Genomic DNA, 17,825 nt, shown 5'->3' with positions numbered 1-17,825 from the left:
CTAAAATTACACCTAAATTAACATTATCTCTTTTTTTTAACTATTTACCTAGTAAAACTATAAAAAATAAACAATAATAAAATTATATTTTCAATTTAAAATTTTCGTTTTTTTTGGTTTTTATTCAATAATTTTAACCATTTAATTCAATTCTATCAATCTTTAGATAAGTACTTTACAAAAGTAATATTGCTACCTAAAATCCATTTTATTTGTTAAACACTCTGTAAATCAATTTATTATTAATAATTATGGTGCCGGATTTGGTTGTGAAGTATGAATTTTTTCTATCTCATTTAACAGCTCTACACTCAATTTTACATCAACACTTTCGATATTTTCTTTCAATTGTAACATTTTTGTAGCTCCAATAATCGTACTTGTTACAAAAGGCTGTTGTCTGATAAAAGCTAAAGACATTTGTGTTAATGAAATTCCAAAATCATTCGCTAAATCTGAATATTTCTTCACCACATTTACAACTTCTAGATTGCTATATCTTTTCATTTGTGGATAAAGTGTTAATCTTGCTTTTTCTGGCTGTTCTTGTAAATATTTTCCTGTTAAAATTCCAAAAGCTAAAGGTGAATAAGCCAAAAGTCCAATATTTTCTCGATAAGAAATTTCTGCTAATCCTGTTTCAAATGTTCTGTTTACTAAAGAATATGGATTCTGAATCGTTATCGGTTTTTCCCAATCATTTTTTCTTGCTTCTTCACAAAAACGCATCAATCCCCAAGGTGTTTCATTGGAAACTCCAAAATGTCTAATTTTTCCTTCTTTTTTAAATCCTTCTAAAGTTTCTATAATTTCTGAAAAATTATCTTGCCAAACATCCGAATTATCTTGTATAAACCCTCTTTTTCCAAAGAAATTTGTCTTTCTCTCTGGCCAATGTAATTGGTATATATCTAAATAATCTGTTTGCAATCTTTTTAAACTATTTTCTAGAGCTTCTTTTAAGTTTTCTTTGGAAAAACGTAAATCTGGTCGAATATAATCCAAACTTCTATTCGGTCCAGCAATTTTAGAAGCTAACACAACTTTTGAGCGATTTTCTTTTAACCAAGTTCCTAAAATTCGCTCCGTCTCTCCATATGTTTCTGATTTTGTTGGAACTGCATAAACTTCAGCTGTATCAATAAAATTTACTCCATTATCTAAAGCAAAATTCAATTGTTCATGTGCTTCTTCCAAAGTGTTTTGTTCTCCAAAAGTCATCGTTCCTAAACAAATTTCACTTACTTCAATTTCTGTATTTGGTAATTTCGTATATAGCATGTCTTGTCAATATTAATTTTCCCTCGAATATTTTTCAAAAAAACTAAAAGTACGAATATTTTCTTTTGAAATTTTCTATTTAAAAACCTTATACTTGTAAAAGAAGAACGCATGTTATGAATCTATCTGTAGAACTTTTTCACCTTTTTGCACACATTTTTATTTCTTTTATCGGAGGAAGCTTACTTCTTGCAATTTGGTATCACATTCAAAAACAATTTAAAGCAAAACTCATCGAAGACGAACAACAACCTAGATTAGATAAAGGTCTTTTTTATCTTTCTCTTGCGATGTTTGTCTGGGTAATTTCTGGTCTTTGGAATTTAATTTTTATGAATTTTAACTCCATTGATGCACAAAAATTCACCGTTGGTGTTTCTATTTTTTCTGCTTTAAATAATATCTGCTTCTTTTTTGCTTTGTTTTATTTTAAATATGCACCAAAATATCTTTTTCAAAAATCTAAAATTCGAACAATTATTTCTTTTGTCATCTTAGGTTTAGCTTTTATTACAATACTTTCTACGTTTATTTTTGGTGATGATTTTTATATTTTTAATAATTTAAAATTAAATGCAATTCCTGATTTTCTTATTTCTATTTTGATTACTTATTGGTTAATCATTACTTTCTATAGAACTTTTACACACAGAAATCTTAAACTAATCGGCATCATCGCTTTTCTTTCTTTACTAATGATGTTGATTTCTCAACTTCCAGATATCATCAAAATTCCAAATACAATTTTTGTATTTAATTTGATTAAAATTGTTGCAAAAACATCATTAATTAGTGTTTGTTTGGTTTTAGCAACAAGTTGGGTAATTGAACTTGCACAAACTCCGACTTCTAAAGAAGTTACACTTCATTTTATCGATTGGTCTTTGGTAAAAATCACTATTCCTTCTAAAGATATTTACGATGAAATAATCGATTTTGGTTCAAAAACAACACAATTCAAAAACTTTCTACTTTTTGCCATTTATCGTCAAAATTTGGATGCAACTAAACAAGGAATTCTTGTTGGCTCTGATGGGAAAATCAAAAGTCAAACTTATCTTTCAAGAATCATTGAAAACATCAATTCTATTTTAAATCTGGAAAAAAATAACGCTTTGGAAAGAAAAGATTTATTCACTTTTTTAGGAGAAGGAACCTATCGTTTACGTGTTTTACCTGAACACATCAAAATTGATGAAGCTTTAAAAAATGAATTTCAAAAGGAATAAAAAGTCCATAAAATCAATACTTACATAGAAATTGTAATTAATTGTAACTAATCACAAATAACCACAAAAAACTATTTGTTAGTATTATTTAGTATTTCTCTAGTGATAAATTCTATGTGTTTTGAATTTGCCAATGTTTAATTCAAAATATAAATACATGGAAACAACAATTACAACACAAAATGAAATGGAGGAAACCTATTTAGGACATCCTAAAGGTTTATTTTATCTATTTTTTGCAGAACTCTGGGAACGTTTTTCTTTCTACGGAATGAAAGCACTTTTGATTCTCTATATGACACAAAAATTAATCTTCACAGATCATAATGCATTTGGAATTTTCGCTGCTTATATGTCTTTAGTTTATGTAACTCCCCTTTTTGGAGGAATGATTGCAGATAAAATAATTGGATATCGAAAAGCAATTATGCTAGGGGGAATTTTAATGGCAATCGGACATTTTCTTTTAAGTTTTGAAACTCCAATTTTCTTCTATACTTCTCTCGCAATTATCATTGTTGGAAATGGATTTTTTAAACCTAATATTTCTTCTTTTGTTGGATTATTATATCCAGTCGGTGATAAAAGACGTGATTCTGGATTTACAATTTTTTATCTTGGAGTAAATGTTGGAGGTGCAATTGCGCCTTTAATTTGCTCTTGGCTGGCAATTTCTTATGGCTGGCATTTTGGTTTTGCAATGGCTGGAATCGGAATGCTTTTCGGACTTTTTATGTTTTATAGAGGTATGAAAGTTGGTGTTTTTGGTGAAAAAGGAAAAGTTCCAAAAATGGAAATTTATAATCAAAAGAAATTTGGAATAAAACAAGGGCAATTAATCAATATTTTATCATTTTTAATTGTTCCTATTTTTGCTGTTTTAATCGTTTTTCATGAATATGAACATTATCTTGTTGGTTTGGTTTTTCTTTTAATTGCAATTACTTTATATCTTATTTCAAGAAAAATTTCAAAAGATGAAAAAAGACGACTTTGGGCAGTTGTTTATTTTGTTTTATTAGGAAGTTTATTCTGGGCAATTTTTGAACAAGCAGGAAGTTCTGTAACACTTTTTGCAAGCAGAAATGTAAATTTAATCGGAATTAACGCTGCACAAACAAATAGTATAAACTCAGGATTTATCATGCTTCTTGCAATTCCTTTTTCTTGGCTTTGGACATATTTAGATAGAAAAAAAATAAATCCAAATGCTGCTATAAAATTCGGAATCGGAATGTTTTTACTTGGTTTAGGATTTTTAATTTTTGGAATGTCAGGACATTTTGCGGATTCTTTTGCAAAAACTCCAATGATTTTCTTATTCATAGGTTATTTTGTTTTAACTGTTGGTGAATTATTTCTTTCTCCAATAGGGCTTTCAAAAATGGAAGCTTTATCTCCAGCAAAAATGGTTGCTTTCATCATCGGAATCTGGTATTCTGCTTCTTTTTTCGGACATTTTTTTGCTGGAAAAATTGCACAATTAACAACTAGCGTCGAAACTTCTTCAGAAAATTCATTTTTCAATTCTGTTATAGAATTTTTCACAGGAATTTCTAGTTCAAATTTTATCAATGAAAACTTTCAACAACTTTATGGTTATGTTTCTACTTTTGCTGGCTTTGGTTTATTATCAATGTGCATCGGAGTTATAGCATTTTGTGTTTCTCCTTGGATTAAAAAATTAATGGTTTAATAAAAAAAGCTTATAAACTGAGTAATAATTATTTAGTTTATAAGCTTTCTCTTTTCTTTTAAAAAAATTGCTTTTAAAAACTCCTATTTTTTAGTAAATTTATTATTAACTCCTTGATTTACAGAAATTTAAAACGGGAAGATTATGCTATTAGGAATAGGAACAGATTTAGTAAATACCCAACAAATTGCTAAATATAAAAGTCAATCTGATTTTTTTATTGATGAAATTTTCACCAATGATGAAATCAAATATTGTGAATCTATGGCATTTCCTGAAACACATTATGCAGGTCGATTTGCAGCAAAAGAAGCATTTTTTAAAGCACTTGGAACTGGAATTGGTTACGGAATGAAGTTTACAGATGTGGAAGTAATTCAAGATGATCTTGGAAAACCGCTGATAAAACTACATCGGAAGGCAAAAATTCTTGCAGAGAAAAAAAATGCAGCAACAATTCATCTTTCCATTTCTCATTCTAAAACTTCTGCAATCGCTTTTGTAGTTATTCAAAAACCTAATCTTGAAGCCAATGTCTAATTCAAAACTACATATTTTAAATTGGGAAGAAAGTATTGATTTAAAAGCAGGAAAATACTTCAAACCAACTTCTGTGGAAGAATTGATGGAAATTGTAAAGAACAAAGAAAATCCTTCACCAGTTCGAGCTTCTGGATCTCGTCATTCTACTACAAAATGTGGAGTTGCAGATGAAGGAACTTTTGTTGATATGCGAAATTTCAATAAAGTCAAAAAAATTACGGAAGATACCGTTACAATTGAAGGTGGATGTTTATTAATCGATGCCGCAAAAATATTAGAAGAAAAAGGAAAACAGTTTTTTGTAAATGTAGAAATTGGAAATATTACTATTGGAAGTGCTGCAACTTGTGGAACAAAAGATGCTTCTTTTGATGGAGAATTTGGACAATTAGGTTCTTATTTAATAGAAGCAAAACTTATAAATGCGAAAGGAGAAATAGAAATTTTTGATGAAAATCATCCAAAAATGCAAAGTTTACGCTCTTCTTATGGTTTATTTGGAATCGTGTATGAAGCTACTTTTCGAATTAAAAATATTCAATGTTTACGAGTTTTTCATAAAACATACACTTTAGAACAATTTGTAGAAATTCACCCAGAATTATTAAAAGCAAAGGAATCCATTATGTATTATTTGTTTCCCTTTCAAGATAAAATTACAATTGAATTTAGAAGTTATTCAGACAAAAAACCTAATAAATCTGTAAGCAAAAGAAAATGGAAAATGCGTAATTTATTTTGGAAAAAAATTGCGCCAGCTTATGGTTATTTTGTAACGAAATACATTCCTTTTCCTAATTTACAAACCTTTCTTTATAATAGTTTCAACAGCCTTTTACGCTTTTTACTTTGCAATGTAATTGTTTCAAATTGTACAATTGCTCCAGACCAAATGATTCGTTATCCAGAGAAAAAAGGTGTAAGCAAATATACTTTTAGTATTTGGGCTTTTCCTGAGAAAATTTTCCCTGAGATTTTAAGAGATTACTTCGATTTCTGTAAAAAACACTATAAAGAAACAGGCTATAAAACAGATTTATTAAATGTAGGCTATCGAATTGCAAAAGATCAAAATCCGTTGTTTTCTTATTCTTATGAAGAAACTGTAATGACAGCTGATCCTGTTTCTACTGGTGAAAAAGGTTGGGATGAATTTTTAAAAGCATACAATGAATTTTGTATTCAAAGAAAAGGAATTCCAATGTTTAATCAATCCAAATGGTTAAATAGAGATTTAGTTCATAAAGCTTTCGGATTAAAAATAAAAGACTTCTGGAAATTGCGAAAAGAAATGGATCCAGAAGAACGATTTTTAAACAATTATTTCAGAGAATTATTTAGCCCAGATTTATGAAAAATGAAAAAGTAATTATCACAGGAGCATCTTCAGGAATTGGTGAAGCAACAGCATTTTATTTAGCTGAAAAGGGGGCTCATGTCATTTTACTTGCTAGAAATGAAGAAAAACTTAAAACAATTCAAAAAGAAATAATTGACAAAAAACAACTTTGTGATTTTTATAAAATAGATTTAAAAAATCCTTCGGAAATAGAACAAGTTTTCAAACAGATTTTTACAGAAATTGGAACACCAACAGTTTTAATAAATAATGCAGGAGTTGGAACTTTTCAACCAATTGATAAAATGACTTCTGAAGAAATTATTGAGCCTATAAAAGTTCCTTTTCAAGCTGCAATTTTGTGTTCCTATTATTGTGTAAAACAAATGAAAAAGAATCAAAACGGACGAATTTTATTTATTACAAGTCCAGTTTCCTATTTTCCATTGCCTTATATGATTAGTTATACAGCAAGTAGATATGGAATAAAAGCAGCTTCATTTGCTTTGAGAGAAGAACTAAAAAAAGATGATATAAAAGTAAATCTTGTCGTTTTTGGAAAAGTAAATTCAGCTTATTTACAAAACAATCATGCTGATTTTTCTTGGTATCCAAAAGCTTCTAAATGGTTTCCTGAAATTTCGACACAAAAAGCAGCAGAAAAAATTTATAAAACATTACAAAAAAATCGAAAGGAGAACATATTTCCTTTTCGATTAAATTTTTTTCTGTCATGCTACAAATTAGCTCCTAATTTTTTAATTAGGATTTTCAAAATGTTCGGTTTGTATGAACCAATGTATGATTTCAAAAAATAGATTCGCATGAAAAATCAAAATGTATATTCAGTGATTGCGCAAAGATTAAGTCATTATGATGGAATTATGACTTCTTATCTTAAAGATGGAGAATGGAAAGATATTTCGTATGCGCAAATGATTCAAAATGTGGAAAAACTTTCTGTTTTTCTAAAGAAAATTGGTGTAGAACCAACAATGCGAATCGGAATTTTAATGAAATCCTCACCAGATTGGATGCAATCATGTTATAGTGTTTTAAAATTAAATGCTATTGCAGTTTTATTAAATGAAATGGGAACCTCAGACGAAGTTTCACAGCAAATTCGAAAGATGGATTTAAGCTTAATAATTTGCGATTCGAAAACTTTTGAAAAATACAAAGGAAAATTACCAAATGAAATTGCAATGCTTGTTGTTGACGAACAAGAATATGAATTTATTGAAGAATTTGCACGTCCAAATTATGTGGTACAACCGAGAATATCTGATGGAAAAATTTCGGAAGCTATTGTAATTTTAACTTCTGGAACTTCTGGAAATTCAAAAGGAGTAGTGATTTCACATGAAGCAATTATCCATCAATTGACTTCAGTTGATTTTCTTCCAGATATTAAAACTCCAGTGTTTTCTGTTTTGCCTTTTTTCCATGTTTTTCCTTTAGTTGCTTTGGTTTTTCTTGGTCCTTATTCACATGCGAGAATTGTTTTAATTGATACATTAAGTTTAGAAGCAATTACAAAAGCTTTCAAAGATCAGTCACCAAAATTAATCATTAGTACACCAAGATTATTGGAAGCAATTTATTTAAAAGTTCAAGAAAAGTTAGAACATCTTTCACCTTTTAAAAAACGACTAATTCATTTATTAAATGAACTTTCTTTTAATTTCTCAAAGAGTTTAAAATGGAAAATTGGACGCGTTTTTTTTAAAGAAGTAATCAATGTTTTTGGAGGAGAAATTATAAAAGTAATTTGTGGTGGAGCTCCAATTGGAAGAAAACTTACACGATTTTATGAAGGTTGTGGAATCGAAATTCATATTGGTTATGGAATGTCTGAAACTACAGGACCAATTACTTATTCACCAGCAGATTGTCGAAGAATTGGAGCTGTTGGAACGCCAATTCATGGAGTAGAATTAAAAATTAGTAATCCAGATTCTTTTCAAGAAGGAGAAGTAATGGTGAAAGGAAAAATTGTGATGGATGGCTATTTTAGAGATGAAGAATTGACAAATCAAACAATTAAAAATGGCTGGCTTTATACAGGAGATATTGGAAGTGTACATAAAAATCACTTTTTGTATTTAAATGGTCGAGCAAAGGAATTAATTGTTTCTGCAACAGGAAAAAAAACAAGTCCAGATGAAATAGAAATTCAGTTTAAAAGTTTGCCTTTTGTAGAAGATTTTGCTGCTGTAGGAATTTCTAAAAATGATGATGAAGGAGATGTTGTTTATTTGGCAATTGTTTTAAATGAAGAAGAAAAAACAGAAAAACAAAAGAAAATTATTGAAAAAGAAATTCTAAAACGAAACGAAACTTTACCACATAGATTACGAGTAAAAGAATTGTTTTACACTTCTTTAATACCAAGAACAAGTATTTTAAAGGTAAAAAGAAAAAAACTTGCAGAACAAATTTTACAAAGTATAAACTCAAAAGATATTTCACAAGAAATTACAACTTCTAAAAAAGAAAATTTAGATGTTGTAACTACAGAAATCGTGCAATTATTAGAATATTTATGCAAATTGAATTATGAAGAAGGAATATGGGAACACAAACATTTAAGTGAGTTTGGTTTGGATTCATTGATGAGTATTCAATTCTATAATTTATTGAAAGAGAAATTTCCTGAGCAAATCAGAGCAGAATGGATTTATGCAAATCCAACAGTAAAAGAGCTTTCAGAAAGTATTCAACAAGGAAAACCAACATTTAAGCTTAAAAAAATAGAAGAACAAAAAGAGATATTTACTTTTAAAGGAATCCGTTGGAGAAAAAATGCAGAAAAGCAAATTCCTTATAAAACACCTGTATTAAAAAATATTTTTATTACAGGAGCAACAGGAGTTTTAGGTGGACATGTGATGTTAAATCTGCTTAAAAATACAAATGCAATTGTTTATTGTTTATCCAGAGAAAAGAAAAAAGAAAAAGCTTTAGAGCGAATTTCTTCTTTATTAGAAGTTTATCAAATTGATAAAGAAGAATTTGAAGCTGTAAAACATCGAATACATATTATTTTAGGAGATGTTTCTACGGAAAATTTTGGCTTAAATTCCATTGAATATGATCATTTATGTGAAATTATTGATGCAACGATTCATAGTGCAGCAAAAGTTTCACTTCATGGAATTTATGAAGAATTATATGATATTAATGTTTTAGGAACGAAAAATTGTATTGAATTCGCTTTAAAAACGCGTACAAAACGAATGATTCATGTTTCGACTTATAGTATTTATGGTGATGCAATTTATACACAAGAAAATCCATTAACAGAGGAATTGTTTGATATTGGACAAAAATTTGAAAACATGGGATATCAGCAATCCAAATTTGAAGCAGAAATTTTAGTGAGAGCTTCTTCTAGAAAAGGATTAAAATGGTCCATTGTTCGTCCAGGAGATATTTATGGAGATTCAAAAACTGGAGCTTATCCGCTTTATCAAACAACTGTAACAGGAATTTATTATGATATTTTAAGAACAGTTGTGGAAACAAAAAAAGCGATGGAAAGTAGTCGTTATTTTGATATTACACCTGTAGATTTTGTGAGTAATAGTATTTTATTTCTGTTATTTAAATATCCTTTTGTTTATGGAACTTATCATCTAAAAAATGGAAATATCACAAAATATAATGATGTTTTAGCACTTATTAAATCTATTGGTTTTGATTTTTCAGTTTTGAAACAAGAAGAATATATGCAAAAAGTTTTGCAAAATGATTTTAAAGATGAAAGTGGAAAAGAATACAGTTCGATGACTTTAGATTTATTAAAATTAAAACCAGAAGTCATGGAAACAGAAACGAAAACATATGTAGACGCTTCAAAAACGTCTTCTCTTCTTTCTTTTTATGAAATTAATTGTGAAGCACCATCCACAGATTTATTTAAAACCTATTTCAATTATTGTAGAGAAGTGAACTACCTGTAATTTAATTTTTGCCATATTTTTAAAAATAATTCTATTTAACATTACCAAATAGAATTATTTTTTTACATTTGTAAAATAAAAGACCTTTTAATCTTTTATATAATTAAAAATCAAAAAATATGGAGTTTACAAAAGAAAAAACAGTAGCATCTTATGTAAATGAGAATATTGCAAATGCACATGTTTTCAAGAGATATGGAATCGATTTTTGTTGTGGAGGAGGAATCTCAATTGAAAGAGCTTGTGCAAAGAAAAATGTAGAACTTTCGGAAGTTTTAGAAGCTTTAGAGAAAGTTAATTCCCCAATAACAGAGGAAAAAGACTTTAATAATTGGGAACTTGATACTTTACTAGATTATATCGTAGATACACATCATTCATATGTAGAAGAAAATATTCCTGTGGTTAAAGCTTATGCAAATCGAGTTGCAGAAGTTCATGGTCATCATTATTCTGAAGTGATTAAAATTAAAGAATTATTTGATGAAGTTTCAGGAGAATTAGCGATGCATTTGAAGAAAGAAGAATTAGTTTTATTTCCATTCGTTAAAAAACTTTTAACAGCACAAAGACAAAAACAATCAATTGAATTTCCGCATTTTGGAACTGTAAATAATCCTGTTCGAATGATGGAACATGAACATGAAAATGCTGGAGATGTTTTTAAAGAAATCGCAAAACTTACCAATAATTACACACCTCCTGCGGAAGCTTGTAACACTTTCAAAGCTCTTTATGCTTTATTGCAAGAGTTTGAAAACGATTTACATACACACATTCATTTAGAGAATAATATTTTACACCCAAAAGCTATTGCCTTAGAAACGGAAGTTTTGGGTTGAAATACATGATAGAGATATGCGAATGAGTTGCCTAAACTATATTATGTTAGTTAGTTTATTTTAGTAATACTTTACTAGAAATAGTATTTTTGTAAATAATAAAAGTTTAGGCAACTTTAATTTATCATATGGAACTCCCCTTAAAAATATACAACAGGATTAGTATTTTTTATCTTTTCTGTATTGCAATATTAGGTGTTTTATTACGCTTAATGTTCGTAAATCCTGTTGGTTTTTCTTACAAGAATATTCTTCATACACATTCACATATTGCTTTGCTTGGATGGGTGTATTCTGCGATAGTTGTTTTATTATACCAACTTTTTATTCGAAAAAAATATAGAAATCGGAAGAAATTTTGTAAAATTTTTATCGCAACACAAATAACAATTATTGGAATGTTTATCACCTTTCCAATACAAGGTTATGCGTTATTTTCGATTATTTTTTCAACTTTATTTTTACTTTGTTCCTATTGGTTTGCTTATTTTTTTATTAGAAAAACAGATATAAAACTTAAAAATTCTAATTCTTATAAATTAGCTAAAACAGGTTTATATTATTTAATTCTTTCCAGTGTTGGACCTTGGTCACTTGGAATTATCATGACGAAATTAGGAGCAAGTTCTCCTTGGTATAAAAATGCGATTTATTTTTATTTACATTTTCAATACAATGGTTGGATTACAGTTATAATTCTAGCTTGTTTTCTTTATTTATTAGAAAAATCAAATATTAGTTTAAGCAAAAATCTATTTAAAAAATTCTCTGTTTTTCTACATATAAGTATCATTTTTACTTTTTTTATTTCTGTTTTATGGATGAAACCTACTAGTTTTATCTATGGTTTAGCAGTTGGAGGAAGTATTCTACAAATTATAGCATTCGGAATTCTTTTAAAGTTTACTCAGATAAGTTGGAAACATCTTAAAAAGAGTTTTAGCAAATTTCAAAAACAACTTTTATTCATTTTAGGATTTATTTTTCTTGCAAAAATTATCATGCAACTTCTAGGTTCTTTTCCAAATTTTGCTAATTCTATGGCTCTAGATCGTGAAATTGTAATCGGATATTTACATTGGAATTTTCTTGGAATCGGAACTTTTGGTCTGTTATTTTTCCTTCAATATTTTAAAATGATTAAACTAAAGCAATTGGAAACCTATATTTTTCTTTTAGCTTTTATTCTTACAGAAGCTCTTTTGTTCTACAAAGGATTAATTTTACAAATTGGTGGAAACCTCTTTTCTTCCTACTTTTTGTATTTATTTTTAGCAAGTTGTGTGTTTTTATTGGCTACTGGTATCATATTTATTCGTAATTTAAGGCATTAGATGCCATTTTCATTATACAAATTAGCAAGAATTCTCGTATTTTTGCATTAAAGAATTTCCTATGCTATCAAACGCCTGTAAATATGCTATCCGTGCCGTTTTATTCTTAGCTCTGAATGCTAAGGATAATAGAAAATATGGTGTGAAAACTATTTCTGAAGAATTAGATTGTCCACAACCATTTTTATCTAAATTATTACAACAACTTACAAGAAAAAATCTGGTTTCTTCTACAAAAGGACCAAAAGGTGGATTCTTCTTAAGTGATGAAAATAAGCAAAATACAGTTTATGATATCGTAGAATGCATTGATGGAACTAGTAAATTTGAAAATTGTTTTCTTGGTCTTTCAAAGTGTAATGATGAAGAGCCTTGTCCAGTTCATGAGAACTTTAGAGCCTTCAAAAAAGGACTTTTAAAGAAATTTCAAGACAAAACTATCGAAGAATTTGCTGAGAATATTGATATAAAAGGAATACGTTATTTATAAACATTGAAAAATGATGTGATTTTTATTCAGAAGTCACATCATTTATTACCTGATAAATCAAATCAATTTCATAACCTCTATATTGTAAATAAGAAAATAATTTCTGTTTTACCTTATAAATATCAGTGTCTTTAATACTTTCATTCTTTTTTTCTGCAATTTCATAAACGGTTTTTATATACTCTTTTTCTTCAATTTCTTTTAAAGCTGTTTTTATATTATATGCAGAAATATCACGCATTTTTAGTTCTCTTGTTATACGCTGTTTCCCCCATTTTTTTATTCTAAATTTTCCTCTTGCAAAACTTTGTGCAAATCTTTCTTCATTAAGAAAATTATGTTCCATTAAATGTAGTAAAATTACTTCAATAGCTTCTGGAATCATTCGCATTTTACGAAGCTTCTCCTCCACTTCTTTATGACATCTATCTTGATATGCACAATATCTTTCTAAAACTCTTTTTGCTTCTTCTACGGAATAAAATTTATCTGACATTTTTCTCTTTTAAAAACAAAAATGAGCAAAAACATTAAATTTTCACTCATTTTCATTAAAATTATATTGAATTTTGCTTAAAACAAAGAATTATTTATTCATTAATTCTTCAATTTCTTCAACTTCAATTGGAATATCTCTCATTAAGTTAAATGGTTCTCCATTTGCTTGAATAATCACATCATCCTCTAAACGAATTCCCATATTTTCCTCTGGAATATAAATTCCTGGTTCTACAGTAAATGCCATATTTTCCACCATCGGAGTTTTTAAAGCTCCATAATCATGTGTATCTAATCCAATATGATGTGAAGTTCCATGCATAAAATATTTCTTGTATGCTGGCCAATCTGGATTTTCATTTTGAACATCTGCTTTATCAATTAATCCTAAACCTAAAAGTTCAGAAGTCATAATATTTCCTACTTCTTTATGATATTCTGCCCAAAGTGTTCCTGGAACTAATAATTTTGTAGCTTCATTTTTCACTCTTAAAACAGCATTATAAACTGCTTTTTGTCTATCTGTAAAACGTCCATTTACCGGAATTGTTCTTGTCATATCTGAAGCATAATTTGCATATTCAGCTCCAACATCTAACAATAATAAATCTCCGTCTTTACACTGTTGATTATTCTCAATATAATGTAAAACACAAGCGTTATATCCAGAAGCAATAATTGGTGTGTAAGCAAATCCTTTCGAACGATTTCTTACAAATTCATGTAAAAATTCTGCTTCAATTTCATACTCCATTACACCTGGTTTTACAAATTCTAAAATTCTTCTAAAACCTTTGTTTGTTAAATTACAAGCGTGTTGCATTAAATCCAACTCTTCTTGCTCTTTAACACCTCTGATTTTTTGTAAAATTGGATTACTTCTTTCCCAAGAATGTGCAGGGAAATCTTGCTTACATTTTTTGATAAAACGATCTTCACGAGTTTCTGTTTCAACAGCCTGACGATAATGCTCATTTGTGTTGAAATAAATTTTCTCTGCTTCAATCATTAAACCATAAAAAACTTTATCGAAATCGCTTAACCAATACACAGTTTTAATTCCTGAAGTTTCATAAGCTGACTCTTTAGAAAGCTTCTCTCCTTCCCAAATTGCAATATGCTCATTTGTTTCTCTAACAAAAAGAATTTCTCTATGTTTTGGATCCATTGCATCTGGAAAAAGAAGTAAAATACTTTCTTCTTGATCCACGCCACTTAAATAAAAAATATCTCTATGTTGTGCAAATGGCAATGTGCTATCAGCACTCACAGGATAAATATCATTTGAATTGAAAACAGCAATTGATTTAGGTTTCATTTCTGCTGTAAACTTTGCTCTATTTTTTATAAAAAGTGATTTATCTATTGGATGGTATTTCATAATTATTATCAGTTCTAAAAATTATTGAATGTAACAAAAATAAGAATTTGGAAAGGATTCTTTTTATTTTTTAAAGGTTTTATTTTAATTAAAAAAAGTGAATATTTTCAGGACATTTTTTAATCAAAAAAACTTATTTTTTTAATTATATTGCGGAAAATTATAGCTTATGAAAAGAAAAACATTAAAACAACTTTATGGTTTAATTCCTGTAATAATTTTAGTTCTTATTCAAATTTTTGACAAAGAAGATAAATTTCTCTATTTGCAATTTGGATTACTAGGAATTATGGTTCTATTTTTCGTTTATATAACGATTAAAAGAAGTACAGAATAAATATAAAAAAAGCTTCCAAAATTAAATTTAGAAGCTTTTCTATTTTATTTAAATGATTTTCTAGTCTAAAATTGCTTGAATTCCTGGCAAAGTTCTTCCTTCTAGCATTTCTAACATTGCTCCACCTCCAGTACTTACATAACTTACTTTATTTTGGAAACCAAATTTCTTTACAGCTGCAACTGAATCTCCTCCTCCAACTAAAGAGAAAGCACCGTTTTTGGTTGCTTCTGCAATAATATTTCCTAAAGCAATTGTTCCTTTTGCAAAATTATCTAATTCAAAAACTCCAACAGGACCATTCCAAAGAATTGTCTTTGATTGTGCAATAACTTCAGCAAATAATTCAGATGTTTTCTCTCCAACATCTAATCCCATCCATCCATCAGGAATTTCATTTGTATCTACTTCTTGTGTATTTGCATCATTTGAAAAAGCATCTGCAATCACCGCATCTACAGGTAAATGAATTTGTACATTTTTTGCTTTTGCTTTTTCTAAAATATCAAGAGCTAATTGTAATTTATCATCTTCACAAAGAGAATTTCCAATTTTTCCTCCTAAAGCTTTCACAAATGTAAAAGTCATTCCTCCACCAATAATAATGTGGTCTACTTTATCTAAAATATTCTCAATTACTCCAATTTTTGAAGAAACTTTTGCTCCACCTAAAATTGCTGTAACAGGTTTTTCACTATTATTTAAAACTTTATCCATACTTTCAATTTCTTTCGCTAATAAGAATCCAAAATATTTATCATTTGGAAAAAATTGTGCAATAATTGCAGTAGAAGCATGCGCTCTATGTGCAGTTCCAAATGCATCATTAATGTAAACATCTCCTAAACTTGCCAATTTTTCAGCAAAAGCTACATCTCCTTTTTTCTCCTCTGGATGAAAACGTAAATTTTCTAATAATAAAACTTCTCCATTTGCTAAAGATTTTGCAGCTTCTTCAACTTCTTCTCCAATACAATCCGATACAAACTTAACTTGTACACCTAATATTTCTGTAACTTTACCTACAATATGTTTTAAAGAAAATTTCTCTTCAACTCCTTTTGGTCTTCCTAAATGTGACATTAATATTACGGAACCTCCGTCTTCTAACACCTTGATTATCGTTGGTTTTGCAGCTTCAATTCTAGTAGTATCTGTTACTTGGAAATTATCATCTAAAGGAACATTAAAATCAACTCTGATTAATGCCTTTTTATTTTCAAAATTAACTTGTTGTATTGTTTTCATTAGGTTTTGTTGTTTTGTTACAAATATACTTTAAAAACTCAGAAAAGTGCTGTATTTTTAGATATACTAGTTATATTTGCTTATGCATTTTTCAGAAATAATTGGACAGGAACATATTAAAAACCATTTACTTCAAACAATCGAAAACAATCGCATTGCGCATGCTCAATTGTTTGTTGGAAAAGAAGGAAGTGGAACTTTGGCAATGGCGTTGGCTTATGCGCAAATGTTATTATGTAAGGATAGTAAGGATAAAAATGTTTGTGAACTAAAATGTGAAAAACTAACACATCCTGATTTACATTTTGCTTTTCCTGTAGCAACAAATGATCAAGTTAAAAAACATGCTATCAGTAATTTATTTTTAAACGAATGGCGAAATTTTTTAAAAGAAAATAGTTATGCAAATCTTTACGATTGGTATCAATACATCGGAGTTGATAACAAACAAGGTCAATTAAGTGTTGATGAAGCAGAACAAATCGTAAAAACTTTACAACTAAAATCTTTTGAAGGTGGAGCAAAAGTTATGCTTATTTGGATGCCTGAAAAAATGCATGTTTCTGCGGCAAATAAACTTTTAAAATTAATTGAAGAACCTCCAAAAAACACTGTTTTTCTTTTGGTTTCTGAAGATGAAGAACAAATTATTAATACGATTCGTTCTCGTTGTCAAATTATTCATTTTCCTCCTTTAAGTGTAAATCAAATCGCTGAAACGTTAATTTCACAAAAAAATGTTTCTAATGAAGAAGCAAATAGTATTGCAATGCAAGCTAATGGAAATTATAATAAAGCTTTAAAAATTCTTTCTGATAATTCGAAAGAAATCGAATTCGAACAATGGTTTATTACTTGGATTCGTGCAGCTTTTAGAGCAAAAGGAAATGCTTCTGTAATTCAACAATTAATTGAATGGAGTGATACAATTGCAGCTTCTGGAAGAGAAACTCAAAAACAATTTTTAAACTATTGTTCTCAATTTTTCCGTCAAGCTTTACTTTATAATTATGGTGCAAAAGATTTAGTTTTTATGAAACCTAAAACTTCAAATTTTAAATTGGAAAACTTTGCTCCTTATATTCATAGCCAAAATATTCATGCAATTTCAAAAGAATTAGATGATGCAATTTATCATATTGAAAGAAATGGAAATGCTAAAATAATTTTGTTAGATTTATCAATTAAACTAACTAGATTTTTACACCAAAAAGAACAATAACGATGGATTTAATCAAAGACTACATTACAGAAATTTTAATTCTTATTTTTTTAATTATTACTTTTTTACAATCTGGAATCGATAAAATTATGGATTGGAAAGGAAATGTTTCTTTTATAACAGATCATTTTAAACTTTCTCCACTTAAAAATATGGTTCCTCTTCTTTTAGCAATCGTAATGATTATTGAAGCAATTGCAGGAGTTTTAATGGTTATCGGAATTTATCAACTTGCAACTTCAGGTGCAAAAGAAATTGCTTTATATGGAGCCATTCTTTCTGCTGTCACTCTAATTTTCCTTTTAATCGGACAACGTTTAGCAAAAGATTATGCAGGTGCAATGTCACTTACTGTTTATTTTATTTTAAACATGATGGCAATCTATCTTCTTAGTCACTAATATTTTAGAAAATATTCAT

At 28.4% G+C, this 17,825-nt stretch carries 16 protein-coding genes; 12 read left to right on the top strand and 4 right to left on the bottom strand.

All coding sequences use genetic code 11. From position 1 onward, the window contains the following. Nucleotides 1–249 precede the first annotated feature (249 nt). Nucleotides 250–1,281, bottom strand: coding sequence for an aldo/keto reductase (locus tag I1A51_RS15480; RefSeq protein ID WP_196895522.1), 1,032 nt, complete (start codon nucleotides 1,279–1,281; stop codon nucleotides 250–252). A gap of 116 nt (nucleotides 1,282–1,397) precedes the next feature. On the opposite strand from I1A51_RS15480, the gene I1A51_RS15475 reads away from it, so the two are divergent. The 9 genes from I1A51_RS15475 (at nucleotide 1,398) to I1A51_RS15435 (ending at nucleotide 12,719) form a co-directional block, all read left to right on the top strand. Further along, nucleotides 1,398–2,510 carry a hypothetical protein gene (locus tag I1A51_RS15475; RefSeq protein WP_196895520.1) on the top strand — a complete coding sequence of 371 codons (1,113 nt, stop codon included), beginning with the start codon at nucleotides 1,398–1,400 and terminating at the stop codon, nucleotides 2,508–2,510. 157 nt (nucleotides 2,511–2,667) lie between these two features. Further along, nucleotides 2,668–4,206: a peptide MFS transporter gene (locus I1A51_RS15470; RefSeq protein ID WP_196895518.1), complete on the top strand. Its 1,539-nt coding sequence runs from the start codon at nucleotides 2,668–2,670 to the stop codon at nucleotides 4,204–4,206. Between the two features lie 144 nt (nucleotides 4,207–4,350). Continuing rightward, entirely contained in the window at nucleotides 4,351–4,746 is a 396-nt protein-coding gene (gene acpS, locus I1A51_RS15465; RefSeq protein ID WP_196895516.1) for a holo-ACP synthase, read from the top strand. Next, nucleotides 4,739–6,103, top strand: a complete 1,365-nt coding sequence (locus I1A51_RS15460) for an FAD-binding protein (RefSeq protein WP_196895514.1) — start codon at nucleotides 4,739–4,741, stop codon at nucleotides 6,101–6,103. Before acpS ends, I1A51_RS15460 begins: the two co-directional genes overlap by 8 nt. Further along, complete coding sequence (locus tag I1A51_RS15455) at nucleotides 6,100–6,906, top strand: SDR family NAD(P)-dependent oxidoreductase (RefSeq protein ID WP_196895512.1); 807 nt, start codon at nucleotides 6,100–6,102, stop codon at nucleotides 6,904–6,906. The genes I1A51_RS15460 and I1A51_RS15455 overlap by 4 nt, the downstream gene beginning before the upstream one ends. A 6-nt stretch (nucleotides 6,907–6,912) precedes the next feature. After that, entirely contained in the window at nucleotides 6,913–10,053 is a 3,141-nt protein-coding gene (locus I1A51_RS15450; RefSeq protein WP_196895510.1) for a thioester reductase domain-containing protein, read from the top strand. Nucleotides 10,054–10,172: 119 nt separating this feature from the next. Further along, nucleotides 10,173–10,895 (top strand): iron-sulfur cluster repair di-iron protein, encoded by a 723-nt coding sequence (ric, locus tag I1A51_RS15445; protein WP_196895502.1) that lies wholly within the window; start codon nucleotides 10,173–10,175, stop codon nucleotides 10,893–10,895. A 212-nt stretch (nucleotides 10,896–11,107) separates the two neighbouring features. After that, a complete protein-coding gene (locus I1A51_RS15440; RefSeq protein ID WP_196895500.1) occupies nucleotides 11,108–12,229 on the top strand; it encodes a hypothetical protein in 1,122 nt (373 codons plus the stop codon). Nucleotides 12,230–12,290: 61 nt separating this feature from the next. After that, nucleotides 12,291–12,719 carry an RrF2 family transcriptional regulator gene (locus I1A51_RS15435; protein WP_196895498.1) on the top strand — a complete coding sequence of 143 codons (429 nt, stop codon included), beginning with the start codon at nucleotides 12,291–12,293 and terminating at the stop codon, nucleotides 12,717–12,719. Between the two features lie 22 nt (nucleotides 12,720–12,741). On the opposite strand, the gene I1A51_RS15430 is transcribed toward I1A51_RS15435, so the two are convergent. Both I1A51_RS15430 and I1A51_RS15425 read right to left on the bottom strand, forming a co-directional pair. Continuing rightward, on the bottom strand, nucleotides 12,742–13,215 hold the full coding sequence (locus I1A51_RS15430) for a regulatory protein RecX (protein ID WP_196895496.1): 474 nt from the start codon (nucleotides 13,213–13,215) through the stop codon (nucleotides 12,742–12,744). A 90-nt stretch (nucleotides 13,216–13,305) separates the two neighbouring features. After that, complete coding sequence (locus I1A51_RS15425) at nucleotides 13,306–14,598, bottom strand: aminopeptidase P family protein (protein WP_196895494.1); 1,293 nt, start codon at nucleotides 14,596–14,598, stop codon at nucleotides 13,306–13,308. Between the two features lie 169 nt (nucleotides 14,599–14,767). Here I1A51_RS15425 and I1A51_RS15420 point away from each other — a divergent pair, with 169 nt between their 5' ends. Further along, complete coding sequence (locus I1A51_RS15420) at nucleotides 14,768–14,935, top strand: hypothetical protein (RefSeq protein ID WP_196895492.1); 168 nt, start codon at nucleotides 14,768–14,770, stop codon at nucleotides 14,933–14,935. Nucleotides 14,936–14,995: 60 nt separating this feature from the next. On the opposite strand, the gene I1A51_RS15415 is transcribed toward I1A51_RS15420, so the two are convergent. Beyond that, nucleotides 14,996–16,183 (bottom strand): phosphoglycerate kinase, encoded by a 1,188-nt coding sequence (locus tag I1A51_RS15415; RefSeq protein WP_196895490.1) that lies wholly within the window; start codon nucleotides 16,181–16,183, stop codon nucleotides 14,996–14,998. A gap of 82 nt (nucleotides 16,184–16,265) precedes the next feature. On the opposite strand from I1A51_RS15415, the gene I1A51_RS15410 reads away from it, so the two are divergent. Beyond that, nucleotides 16,266–17,405: a DNA polymerase III subunit gene (locus tag I1A51_RS15410; protein WP_196895488.1), complete on the top strand. Its 1,140-nt coding sequence runs from the start codon at nucleotides 16,266–16,268 to the stop codon at nucleotides 17,403–17,405. Nucleotides 17,406–17,407: 2 nt separating this feature from the next. After that, complete coding sequence (locus I1A51_RS15405) at nucleotides 17,408–17,806, top strand: DoxX family membrane protein (protein ID WP_196895486.1); 399 nt, start codon at nucleotides 17,408–17,410, stop codon at nucleotides 17,804–17,806. Nucleotides 17,807–17,825: the final 19 nt, after the last annotated feature.

The organism is Aureivirga marina (genome assembly GCF_015767265.1).
Lineage (GTDB): Bacteria > Bacteroidota > Bacteroidia > Flavobacteriales > Flavobacteriaceae > Aureivirga > Aureivirga marina.
Note: the sequence above shows the minus strand (reverse complement) of the source record. Positions and strands in the feature narration are given on the sequence as shown.

Excerpts from the sequence above, each read along its gene's own strand:
- I1A51_RS15480 (WP_196895522.1), bottom strand. The coding sequence starts at position 1,281 with ATGCTATATACGAAATTACCAAATACAGAAATTGAAGTAAGTGAAATT.
- I1A51_RS15475 (WP_196895520.1), top strand. The coding sequence starts at position 1,398 with ATGAATCTATCTGTAGAACTTTTTCACCTTTTTGCACACATTTTTATT.
- I1A51_RS15470 (WP_196895518.1), top strand. The coding sequence starts at position 2,668 with ATGGAAACAACAATTACAACACAAAATGAAATGGAGGAAACCTATTTA.
- acpS (WP_196895516.1), top strand. The coding sequence starts at position 4,351 with ATGCTATTAGGAATAGGAACAGATTTAGTAAATACCCAACAAATTGCT.
- I1A51_RS15460 (WP_196895514.1), top strand. The coding sequence starts at position 4,739 with ATGTCTAATTCAAAACTACATATTTTAAATTGGGAAGAAAGTATTGAT.
- I1A51_RS15455 (WP_196895512.1), top strand. The coding sequence starts at position 6,100 with ATGAAAAATGAAAAAGTAATTATCACAGGAGCATCTTCAGGAATTGGT.
- I1A51_RS15450 (WP_196895510.1), top strand. The coding sequence starts at position 6,913 with ATGAAAAATCAAAATGTATATTCAGTGATTGCGCAAAGATTAAGTCAT.
- ric (WP_196895502.1), top strand. The coding sequence starts at position 10,173 with ATGGAGTTTACAAAAGAAAAAACAGTAGCATCTTATGTAAATGAGAAT.
- I1A51_RS15440 (WP_196895500.1), top strand. The coding sequence starts at position 11,108 with ATGTTCGTAAATCCTGTTGGTTTTTCTTACAAGAATATTCTTCATACA.
- I1A51_RS15435 (WP_196895498.1), top strand. The coding sequence starts at position 12,291 with ATGCTATCAAACGCCTGTAAATATGCTATCCGTGCCGTTTTATTCTTA.
- I1A51_RS15430 (WP_196895496.1), bottom strand. The coding sequence starts at position 13,215 with ATGTCAGATAAATTTTATTCCGTAGAAGAAGCAAAAAGAGTTTTAGAA.
- I1A51_RS15425 (WP_196895494.1), bottom strand. The coding sequence starts at position 14,598 with ATGAAATACCATCCAATAGATAAATCACTTTTTATAAAAAATAGAGCA.
- I1A51_RS15420 (WP_196895492.1), top strand. The coding sequence starts at position 14,768 with ATGAAAAGAAAAACATTAAAACAACTTTATGGTTTAATTCCTGTAATA.
- I1A51_RS15415 (WP_196895490.1), bottom strand. The coding sequence starts at position 16,183 with ATGAAAACAATACAACAAGTTAATTTTGAAAATAAAAAGGCATTAATC.
- I1A51_RS15410 (WP_196895488.1), top strand. The coding sequence starts at position 16,266 with ATGCATTTTTCAGAAATAATTGGACAGGAACATATTAAAAACCATTTA.
- I1A51_RS15405 (WP_196895486.1), top strand. The coding sequence starts at position 17,408 with ATGGATTTAATCAAAGACTACATTACAGAAATTTTAATTCTTATTTTT.